The following is a 10463-nucleotide window of genomic DNA, read 5'->3' as shown; positions in this document are numbered from 1 at the left end:
GGCGATTTCATGCAGATAGGCATCCTGGTGCTGCCCAACATATTGAGCCGGTTTTTGCCTATCCAATTTGACGGCATTTAGACCGGTAACTTGATGTTTTAGGCTGCCTGTTTGTTTTTTAAGGCGAATCCACAGGTAAAGCGTGTTTCTTGACAAGTTAAACGTTGCTGCGGTTTGGCTGATGTTTTTGCATTGTTCGTAATAGTTTAAAGCTTTGTTTCTTAAGTCCGCAGAGTATGCCATGGTCAGACCTTCAAAGGTGAGTATTGTACTATTTTGTTTTTAATTTACTATATATAGTGTGTTGTTTTTAATCAGAAATGACGGCAGGTGAATATTTTCTATGTGAATATACGATAAAAACCAATACGTCGGATAACAAAAAAGCTACCATTTTACGGTAGCTTGTTATTTAAATTTGGCAATATGGTGGGATTAGGGAAGCTTCGAGCAGGATTTGAACCCTCAGCGGACTACGAGTCGGTTGCATTCAGCCTCTCTGTCGCGTTTCCCTAGAATAAAGTAAAACCAAATAAAAATGCTTTTGCACAAGGCTTCAATTCATTTTTATTTGGTTTTGCTGTTTCAAGAAATGGCGGAAGCGGTGAGATTCGAACTCACGGAGGGCTATCAACCCTCGACGGTTTTCAAGACCGTTGCATTAAACCGCTCTGCCACGCTTCCGTCTCTTGAAGCGGGAATAATAATAAAATTTGTCGGGTTTGCCAAGCGAAATTTTTGTGTGAGTATTTAGTTTTTTGTTTTTACTTGGTTTGTTCTTTGCGCATGAACACCCATTCGGATTCATTGGACGCTGCTGCGTTAAATGCGTAACCTTCGTAATCGAAGTTTTTCAGCATTTTCGGGTCGGCGATATTGTGTTCCGCCGCATAGCGCACCATCAGTCCGCGCGCGCGTTTGGCGTAGAAGCTGATGATTTTGTATTTGCCGTTTTTTTCGTCTTTGAAAACGGGAGTAATCAAGCGGGCTTTGAGTTTTTGGGTGTTGACGGATTTGAAATATTCTTGCGAAGCGAGGTTAACCAAGGTGTCGCTGCCCGCTTGGGCAAGGGTGTCGTTTAGCAGGTCAGTAATGGTGTCGCCCCAAAATTCATACAGGTTCTTGCCGCGCGTGTTGGCAAACGCCGTTCCCATTTCCAGGCGGTAGGGTTGCATCAAATCCAATGGGCGCAGGACGCCGTAGAGACCGGAAAGCAGGCGGACGTGTTGTTGCAGATATTGGATTTGTTCGGGTTTGAAGGTGTCTGCGGCGATGCCTTCGTAGACGTCGCCGTTGAACATAAAGACTGCCTGTTTGGCGTTATCGGGGGTAAACGGCGTATGCCATTCGGCGTTGCGCTCGGCGTTTAAGAGAGCGATTTTGTCGGAAACGTGCATCAGCTCGGCGATTTGCTGCGGAGCGAGTTCACGCAGTTGGCGCATCAGGATTTCGGCTTCCGCCAAGAGGTCGGGTTGGGTGAATTCTTTGACGGGTGCGGGGGCTTTTTCATTGAGGTTTTTGGCGGGAGAGAGAACGAAAAACATAATTGGCTCAGAGACGTGATAAACAGCGGCATTGTAGGTTTAAAATGTTTTATGGGCAAGTTTGATAAGTGAAGTAAATGCCGTTATAGCAAAGGCTGTTTATATGGGTATAAAAAGGTCGTCTGAAACTTTTCAGACGACCTTTGATGTTTATAAACAGATTTATTGGGTGCTGACAATCCGGTTGATCTGCCATTCAAGAAACGGCGTATATGCCGAGGCGCGGCGGATAATGGCTTGGTCTTCGTTATCCGGCGTGCTTGGGCGGCTTTCAGCGGTTTGGATGTTTTGGTTGTCCCATTTGTGGAATGCTTTGCTGTGTTGGTGATAAAAACCGCGTTCGGTAATGATGACTTCGGGGTTGTAGCCGTAGCCACACCATGCGGAATCGGGTTGAGGGGAGGTGAGGTTGCAGCCGGTTTGGTAGTAGCGCGATTTGGACAGGCTTAAGTTGTAGAGGGTCGGCAGGATGTCTTTGTGCGAACCTGCGCGTTCGGGATGGTATTCGGCGCTGCCGCGGTAGGCTTGCGGGACGTAAAGGTAGAAGGGGACGCTGTGGCCGAGTGCGGCATCGGCGGATTCGGGATAGCCGATGGCGCGCATATTGTGGTCGCCGGTGGCGGCGATAATGGTGTCGGGCGCGATGGTTTTCACTTTGCCGATAAAGCGGCCAAGTTGGTCGTTGCTGTATCGGAATGTGTTGAAAATTTCATTCAACTCTTTGCCTGAGGCGAGATTGGCAAGGCGTTTTTGCTCTTGTTCTTCCAAACGGAAGTTTTTGAGCTGGTGCGGTGCGGGCAGGTGGTAGGGCGGATGGTTGGTCACGGACATCATCATGATGAATACGGGCATGCCGCTTTTTTCGGCGCGCGCGAGTTCTTCTTCGGCATAACGGAACATGAATTCGTCGGGTACGCCCCATGTTTCGGATTTGGCTTCGGGATAGTGGGTTTTGAGGGTGTTTTCATCGATGATTTCGTTGACGCCCAAGTGCCGCAGGAAGGTGTCGAAATCGCGCCAGCCGCCGTTACCCGCCGTGATATAGACGACGCGGTAGCCGGCATCGAGATAGGGTTTGAACATATTGCCGGGGAAGATTTTGTTTTTAGCAAGGGATTGGCTGAGGTTGAGGCGCGGGCTGCGGACGAAGAAGCGGTGCAGGGAGTCGCTGGTACCGTCTCCCTCGGAAACGAATTTACGGTATACCCAGTCTTGCTGCCAGTGTTTGCCCAGTTCGCCCAAAAGGTCCCGTTCGGGATTGTCCATGTTCAAGAGATGCGCGCTCATGCTTTCCATGACGGTGAGAACGACGTTGGGACGGTGTTTTTCGATGGCGGCGTTTGCAGCGGTTTGGGCAAAGAGCTGCGTCAAGTCGGCGTCGGTTTTTTTATCGAGCAGGGTACTGATGAGCCGGCTGCCGTCTTCGTCGGAGACGGGATGGAAGTCGTTGCTGTTGCGGTATTCGTTGACTGCCCAGCTTAGGGAGGTCAGGGCGTTGGGAACGAGTTTGTTGATTTGCGGTGCGGCGGAAATCTGCATGGCAGTCTGACGCAGGGGGAATTTGCCGAACGAGCCGCGTATGCCTGCGGCAAGCGCGAGGACGGGTAAGAGGACGGCGGCAATCCAAGCGGTTTTCCCCCATGAGGTCGTCTGAAAGCGGGTGCGGCGGCGGATGAGGCTGAAGATTTTGCCGAAAACGAAAGCTGCGGCAATCAAGGCGGCAAGACAGGGGATGACGGGATAGTCCGACCAGACGGTTTTCAGGACAGCGCGGGTGTCTTCTTCCGCCAGTCCGAAAACGAAGACGTCAAATTGACGGTCGTAAACGCTGTAATAGAACCAGTTGCCCAGCGCAGCGGCAAAGGCTGTCAGGAAAAGGACTGTTGCGACGGTAGGCAGGAGGCGTAGGGTAAAGGCGGCGGTTTTCTGCGTAGTCAGTCCGAACAGCCCGATCAGGAAGGGGAAGGCGGCGGCAACAGAGGCGATTTTGATGTCGAACAGCAGCCCTTTGACAAACAAAGCCGCCAAATCGCCCGCGTAACGGCTGCGGATGTCATCTGAAACGAAATGGTGCAGCATGAAGAAACGTTCGACGGAGAAAACGGCGACGATGGATGCCCATAAAATCAGGCAGATAAGGAGGGTTTTCCGATAGGTAGCAAGGCGGGTAATCATGATTAGTGGGTAAGACGGGTTGGATGTAAATTTATATCAAATTGGGTAAGGTGTGATTTTACGATTTAGCGGTATGGCTTTCAAGATATGGCAAAGGATTATTGGGAGTAAAGGGGGCAGACGATGCTTTATTCGGCATGTTTACGCTACTTCGTCTTCTTAGGAAGGGTTGCGTTGCTGTATGGGTATTTGGATTTCCGTTAAACTGGTTTGGGCGGCTTTAAAGGAAAAAGGTCGTCTGAAAACCTTATCTTCCGTTTTCAGACGACCTTTGATGTGATGGTTTATGTTTACAACACTGATTTTACAGCATCGACAACATTGTCCACGGTAAAGCCGAATTCTTTGAACAGCAGTTCGGCAGGGGCGGATTCGCCGAAGCGGTTGAGACCGACGACTGCGCCGTTCAATCCGACGTATTTGTACCAGCCGTCGGCGTGTCCGGCTTCTACGGCGATACGTGGCAGGCCTTCGGGCAGGACGGCGGCTTGATAGGCGGCGTCTTGGCGGTCGAATACGTTGGTGGACGGCATGGAAACGACGCGGACGGCGATGTTTTGCGCGGCGAGGGCTTTTTGCGCTTCCAAAGCCAGCTCGACTTCGGAACCGGTGGCAATGATGACGGCTTGGGCGTTGCCTTGGGCTTCGCTGATGACGTAGCCGCCGCGTTTGATGTCGTTCAGTTGTTGTTCGTTGCGCGCTTGGAATTTCAGGTTTTGACGGCTGAAAATCAGGCAGGACGGGTGGTCTTCGGCTTTTACCGCTTCCGCCCATGCGACCAAGGATTCGGCAGTGTCGCACGGACGCCATACGTCCATATTCGGAATCAGGCGCAGGGTGGCGGTTTGCTCGACGGGTTGGTGGGTCGGGCCGTCTTCGCCGAGACCGATGGAATCGTGGGTGAAGACGAAGACGGGGTTGATTTTCATCAGTGCCGCCATACGCAGGGCGTTGCGTTCGTATTCGCTGAACATCAGGAAGGTCGCGCCGAAGGGTTTCACGCCGCCATGCAGGGCAAGGCCGTTCATGATGGCGCCCATGCCGAACTCGCGCACGCCGTAGTGGATGTAGTTGCCGCCTTTTTCGCGGGTAACGGAGATGCTGTTTGACCAGTCGGTCAGGTTGGACGGGGTCAGGTCGGCAGAACCGCCTACCAGTTCAGGCAGCGCTTTGGCGAGGATTTCGATACTGTTTTGGCTGGCTTTACGGGTGGCGATGGTTTCGGCCTTGGCGCACACCTCTTTCAATGCGGCTTGAACGTATTCATCGAAATTGTCCGGCAGTTTTTTATCCATACGGCGCACGAATTCTGCGGCTTCGGCAGGATATTTGGCTTGGTATTGCGCGAACAGTTCGTTCCATTCGGCTTCCAGTTTTGCGCCTTGTTCTTTCGCGCTCCATGCGTCGTAAATTTCTTGCGGGATTTCAAAGGCAGGGTAAGTCCAGCCCAAATGTTTGCGCGTGGCTTCGATTTCATCCGCGCCCAAAGGTGCGCCGTGGGTTTTGTGGCTGCCTTCTTTGTTGGCACTGCCTTTGCCGATTAAGGTTTTGCAGCAGATGATGGACGGTTTGCCGGTTTCGGCGCGTGCGGCTTCGATAGCGGCTTGAATGGCGGCGGTATCGTGGCCGTTTACGTTGGGAACGACGTGCCAGCCGTAGCTTTCAAAGCGTTGCGGGATGTTTTCGGTAAACCAGCCGTCCACTTTACCGTCGATGGAAATATTGTTGTCATCATACAAAACAATCAGTTTGCCCAAGCCCAAAGTGCCGGCGAGCGAACAGGCTTCGTGCGATACGCCTTCCATCAGGCAGCCGTCGCCCATGAAGACGTAGGTGTAGTGATCGACAATGTTCAAACCGTCTTTATTGAACTCGGCGGCAAGGATTTTTTCGGCTAATGCCATGCCCACCGCGTTGGCAATGCCTTGTCCCAACGGGCCGGTCGTGGTTTCCACGCCGTCGGTGTAGCCGTATTCGGGGTGGCCGGGGGTTTTGCTGTGTAGTTGGCGGAAGTTTTTCAGGTCTTCAATGCTCAGGTTGTAGCCGGTCAGGTGCAGCAGGCTGTACAACAGCATGGACGCGTGGCCGTTGGAGAGGATGAAGCGGTCACGGTTGTAGAATTTGGGGTTGGCGGGGTTGTGGTGCAGGAATTTCGTCCACAATACTTCCGCCATTTCCGCCATGCCCATAGGCGCGCCGGGGTGGCCGGAATTTGCTTTTTGAACGGCATCGGCCGAGAGGAAACGGATTGCGTTTGCCAGTTGAGACATTTTGTACCTTCCTTGCTGTATTGGTTTGAAACGGTAAAGAAAATCCCGTTGATTATCGCCCGATTCGGGCAGGCTTTCAAGGATATGGGCGGCTTTCAGACGACCTTTCTGTATAGTGGATGAACTTTAAACCAGTACGGCGTTGCCTCGCCTTAGCTCAAAGAGAACGATTCTCTAAGGTGCTGAAGCACCAAGTGAATCGGTTCCGTACTATCTGTACTGTCTGCGGCTTCGTCGCCTTGTCCTGATTTTTGTTAATCCACTATATATTGTTGGAAACACTTTGAATCAGTACGGCGTTGGCTTCGCTTTGTCCTGTTTTAAAAGTTGTCCGCATAAGGGGTCGTCTGAAACAGACAAAGTAGATGAGATTAACTGTTATTTCGTTTTGAAACAGTAGTTTATAAATTTTTATCGGATATATAGCAATTGGCTATAAATATAGTGTCATCGGTTATATGCAACTGCTTGAATATCGCCGATTTCGGAGTGAAACGACAGAAAAATCAAGACGGACGGCATATAAAAGCCAAGGATGGCTTTTTGCTTTGATAAAGTGCAAATGATATGATTCCGACGTAAACAAAAGGTCGTCTGAAAAATCAATCAAGCCAGCAATCAGAATAAAAGGCCTCTGAAAAACACCTGAAGGAACACCGAAAATGTCAACAGAAAATCAAGCTGAAAACGCTGCCACAGAAGAAACGCCGGCTGCGCCCAAAGAGTCGTCTGAAAAACCGGCAAAACCTGCGAAAATGGCGCCTCCCAAGCCGATTAATCCCAAAGCCAGCGTGATTCAAATCCATCCGGAAGGCGAGCGCATCCATCCGAAAAAAGCGGAAGGGCGGTTCGCCAAATTGCGTATTGCCGCCGTATTGGCGACCCAGTTTGTGTTTTATGTGATTCCGTGGTTTAACTGGAGCGGCCGTCAGGCGGTCATTTTCAACATCCCTGACCGGCATTTCTTCATTTTCGGACTGTCGCTGGGCATGGGTGACTTGATTTACCTTGCTTTGCTGCTGATGATTTGCGCTTTCGGGCTGTTTTGGTGGACGACGATTGCCGGACGCTTGTGGTGCGGCTATTCCTGCCCGCAGACGGTTTACACCGAAATCATGCTGTGGATCGACAACTTGGTCGAAGGCGACCGCAACAAACGCCTGAAGCTGGAAAAATCGCCGTGGAATTTCACTAAAATCCGTATCAAGGCAACCAAAGCCCTGCTGATTTTCCTCTTTTGCGCGTGGACGGGTATTACATTTGCCGGTTGGTTTGTTCCGATTCGCCAGTTTGTTCCCGACTTGTTTACCGGGATGGCGGGTGGCGGCGCGATGTTTGCCGCAGCGTTCTACGGCTTTGTTACTTTCTTCTTTGCTCACATCATGCGTGAGAAAGTGTGCCTGCATATGTGTCCGTATGCACGCTTCCAAAGCGCGATGTTCGATAAAGACACGCTGATTATTTCTTACGATGCCGAGCGCGGCGAACCGCGCGGCGCACGCAAGAAAACTGTCAATAAAGAAGAAAGCGGGTTGGGTGATTGTATTAACTGTGCCATGTGCGTACAGGTCTGCCCGGTCGGTATCGACATCCGCAACGGCTTGCAATACCAATGTATCGGCTGTGCGGCGTGTATCGATGCTTGTGATGAAATTATGGACAAAATGGGCTATCCGCGCGGTTTGATACGCTATACGACCGAAGGCGCGTTGGAACACGAATATCCTGAAAGCGACATCAAAAAACGCTTGAAACGTCCGCGTGTGGCGGGATACGGTGCCGTTTTGCTGGTGGTCATTATCGCTTTCTTGGTCGGACTTTCGACCCGTAAAATGGTCGAAGTCGATATTCTGAAAGACCGCGGCGTGATGGTGCGCGAAAACAGCAAAGGTTGGCTGGAAAACGCTTACAACCTGCGCATTATCAACAATAGCGAAAACGAACAAGTGATGACTGCGACAGTTAAAGGCTTTGAGGAAATTGCCCTGACCGGACTGCCGGAAGGTGGCGTGAAAATCGCACCGCGCGAAACGTTGACCATCCCCGTCCAAGTTTCCACTATTCCCGAATATGCAAACAAGGGCAGCCATCCGATTGAGTTTACCTTCACTTATCGCGAAACCGGCAAAGCAGATGGCAAACCCATCATCTTGGAAGAAGAAGCAACCTTTATCGGAGAATAAAACGTGTCCGAACAAAAACAAGTCAAACCTTGGTACAAACACATTTGGCCGTGGGTATTGATGGCGGGTCCTATTTTTGTCGTGATTGCCAGTGTCTCCATGTTCTTTGTCGCCAAAGAGCATACAACCGACTTGGTAACGGACGACTATTACAAAGACGGTAAACACATCGACATCCAGCTTCACCGCGATGAAGAGGCAGTGAAGCGGCATATACAGGTGCAAGTGCTGATCAGTCCGGATAAGGATGCGGCCAAAGTGTTTGTCAGCGGAGAATTCGATCCCAAGCAGCCGTTGAACCTTCTCTTGATGCACCCGACTAAAAAATCGGAAGACCAAACCGTCAAACTGCGCGCCGTCAGTACGGAAGCCCAAAACGGCCGTATGGAGTATGAAGCGACTTTCAAACCCCTGACGCCGACCAACCACTGGTATCTGCGTGTGGAAGATACCTCGGGTGTTTGGCGGGTGGAGGATAAATGGATAGTCAGTCAAGGCAATGCAATCAATCTGACCCCTATGAACAAATTGTTTGAGAACGCCAATCAGAAGCCGAAAGATTCAGGACAATAGTTTGACAGGCTCAAAAGGTCGTCTGAAAAATTTCAGACGACCTTCATGCTGTAAGGTTTGTGATGATGTTGGTGCAAATATAGTGGATTAACTTTAAACCAGTACGGCGTTGCCTGGCCTTAGCTCAAAGAGAACGATTCTCTAAGGTGCTGAAGCACCAAGTGAATCGGTTCCGTACTATCTGTACTGTCTGCGGCTTCGTCGCTTTGTCCTGATTTTTGTTAATCCACTATAAAGCGGGTAGGGGATATGGCAGTATCGCTTGTAAACGTAGCTGAATGACTGCTCAGGCAGAACAATCTTTTTCAGACGACCTCGGCCGTCATGAAAGTAACAAGGACAAGATATGAGCAAACGCTGGCGTAGGCTGACGGACAACGAAATCAAAATGGCAAAGCTGATTTTTGCCGACAGTATCGATTACGCCCGCGTCAAAATCTATCGCGGCATTCCTTGTCTGCCGACCATGCAGGTTGCCGTTTCGCCCAATGGAAACATCTATTTCCCGCGTAATAACTGCCCTGACGACTTCGCCCTCGCTTCCGCGTCCTATCAAATATGGATGATTCATGAATTGACCCATGTTTGGCAGTATCAGCAAGGCTTCAAAACTTGGTTGGGCGGATTATTTTTGTTCGTCAGCGGAGGCTACCGTCGCCGTCGTGCCTATCTCTATCCCAAGCTGTCCGATATTTGTCATTTCAGTATGCTGAATATGGAGCAGCAGGCTGATTTGTTGGCACATTATTACGCGTCGTGTTATCTAAAAGACAACATATACAACGCCCAAAATCAGACCTTTCAAAGCGTTTTAAAGTCATTTATTGACGACCCGTGTCAAAAAGAATGGCTGCCTCAATGCAGGTTTTATCGAAAAAACAAACAGACTTGAGAGATTTTATTGGCTGAAAGATGGTTTAAATACAAGCTTTCAGACAGACAAGCAAGTCCGTTATAATAGGCAAATTAACTATCATAAACACATCAAAGGTAAATCATGCCTTGGAACATACCGATTTTTCTGACTTGGATGCGCGTTTTGCTGATTCCGGTCTTTACGTTGCTGTTTTTCCTACCTAAAGGGTGGATTGCACCGGAAACCGTCAATTGGACAGCCGCTATCATCTTTGCACTCGCAGCCGTAACTGATTGGTTTGACGGATTTTTAGCAAGGCTTTGGAAGCAAACCTCCGATTTCGGCGCATTTCTCGATCCCGTCGCAGACAAATTGATGGTAGCGACCGCATTATTGCTGTTGGTCAGCCTTGGTCGTACTTATGTTATTTTCGCCATTATCATCATCGGCAGGGAAATCACCATTTCCGCTTTGAGGGAATGGATGGCGCAAATGGGCAGGCGCAGCAGCGTTGCCGTTGCCACCATCGGCAAATTTAAAACCGCCGCGCAAATGGTTGCCATATTTTTATTGCTTTTAGCCTCCAATCAGTTTGACAATATTTTTTATCAGACAGGTAACATATTGATGTTTATCGCATCTGTATTAACCCTCTGGTCAATGTTCTATTATCTGAAAATGGCGTGGCAGGAAATCAAATAAAAAATAAAACAAACCCCTTGACGACAAGTTTCAAATCCATAATAATTGCGTCTTCTTCGGAAACAGCAGCAAAAACAGACATTCGGCGGGAATAGCTCAGTTGGTAGAGCGCAACCTTGCCAAGGTTGAGGTCGCGAGTTCGAGACTCGTTTCCCGCTCC

Annotated in this window: 7 protein-coding genes, 2 tRNA genes and 1 pseudogene; 5 read left to right on the top strand and 5 right to left on the bottom strand. The window is 50.0% G+C overall.

What is annotated here, in order from left to right; all coding sequences use genetic code 11:
• The 5 genes and pseudogenes from NSCA4_RS14270 to tkt all read right to left on the bottom strand — a co-directional run.
• Nucleotides 1–243, bottom strand: a pseudogene (locus NSCA4_RS14270) (IS630 family transposase); the annotation flags it as partial.
• Between the two features lie 350 nt (nt 244–593).
• Nucleotides 594–684 (bottom strand) — tRNA-Ser (locus tag NSCA4_RS0112120).
• A gap of 80 nt (nt 685–764) precedes the next feature.
• On the bottom strand, nt 765–1544 hold the full coding sequence (yaaA, locus tag NSCA4_RS0112115; RefSeq protein ID WP_016688358.1) for a peroxide stress protein YaaA: 780 nt from the start codon (nt 1542–1544) through the stop codon (nt 765–767).
• A gap of 162 nt (nt 1545–1706) precedes the next feature.
• Nucleotides 1707–3719, bottom strand: coding sequence for an LTA synthase family protein (locus tag NSCA4_RS0112110; RefSeq protein ID WP_016688357.1), 2013 nt, complete (start codon nt 3717–3719; stop codon nt 1707–1709).
• A gap of 290 nt (nt 3720–4009) precedes the next feature.
• Nucleotides 4010–5989, bottom strand: a complete 1980-nt coding sequence (tkt, locus tag NSCA4_RS0112105; RefSeq protein WP_016688356.1) for a transketolase — start codon at nt 5987–5989, stop codon at nt 4010–4012.
• Between the two features lie 662 nt (nt 5990–6651).
• Between tkt and ccoG the strand changes: the two genes are divergently transcribed.
• The 5 genes from ccoG (at nt 6652) to NSCA4_RS0112080 (ending at nt 10461) form a co-directional block, all read left to right on the top strand.
• Nucleotides 6652–8172: a cytochrome c oxidase accessory protein CcoG gene (ccoG, locus tag NSCA4_RS0112100; RefSeq protein WP_016688355.1), complete on the top strand. Its 1521-nt coding sequence runs from the start codon at nt 6652–6654 to the stop codon at nt 8170–8172.
• Nucleotides 8173–8175: 3 nt separating this feature from the next.
• On the top strand, nt 8176–8745 hold the full coding sequence (locus NSCA4_RS0112095; protein WP_016688354.1) for a FixH family protein: 570 nt from the start codon (nt 8176–8178) through the stop codon (nt 8743–8745).
• A gap of 346 nt (nt 8746–9091) precedes the next feature.
• A complete protein-coding gene (locus NSCA4_RS0112090) occupies nt 9092–9637 on the top strand; it encodes a hypothetical protein (RefSeq protein ID WP_016688353.1) in 546 nt (181 codons plus the stop codon).
• Nucleotides 9638–9742: 105 nt separating this feature from the next.
• Complete coding sequence (gene pgsA / locus NSCA4_RS0112085) at nt 9743–10303, top strand: CDP-diacylglycerol--glycerol-3-phosphate 3-phosphatidyltransferase (protein ID WP_016688352.1); 561 nt, start codon at nt 9743–9745, stop codon at nt 10301–10303.
• An 85-nt stretch (nt 10304–10388) separates the two neighbouring features.
• Nucleotides 10389–10461 (top strand) — tRNA-Gly (locus NSCA4_RS0112080).
• The last annotated feature ends 2 nt before the right edge of the window (nt 10462–10463 follow it).

The sequence above is a fragment of the Neisseria sicca 4320 genome (genome assembly GCF_000193735.1).
Taxonomy (GTDB): Bacteria; Pseudomonadota; Gammaproteobacteria; order Burkholderiales; family Neisseriaceae; genus Neisseria; species Neisseria sicca_E.
This window is presented reverse-complemented; position numbering and strand designations above follow the sequence as displayed.

Coding starts and splice junctions, on each gene's coding strand:
- yaaA (WP_016688358.1), bottom strand. CDS start 1,544: ATGTTTTTCGTTCTCTCTCCCGCCAAAAACCTCAATGAAAAAGCCCCC.
- NSCA4_RS0112110 (WP_016688357.1), bottom strand. CDS start 3,719: ATGATTACCCGCCTTGCTACCTATCGGAAAACCCTCCTTATCTGCCTG.
- tkt (WP_016688356.1), bottom strand. CDS start 5,989: ATGTCTCAACTGGCAAACGCAATCCGTTTCCTCTCGGCCGATGCCGTT.
- ccoG (WP_016688355.1), top strand. CDS start 6,652: ATGTCAACAGAAAATCAAGCTGAAAACGCTGCCACAGAAGAAACGCCG.
- NSCA4_RS0112090 (WP_016688353.1), top strand. CDS start 9,092: ATGAGCAAACGCTGGCGTAGGCTGACGGACAACGAAATCAAAATGGCA.
- pgsA (WP_016688352.1), top strand. CDS start 9,743: ATGCCTTGGAACATACCGATTTTTCTGACTTGGATGCGCGTTTTGCTG.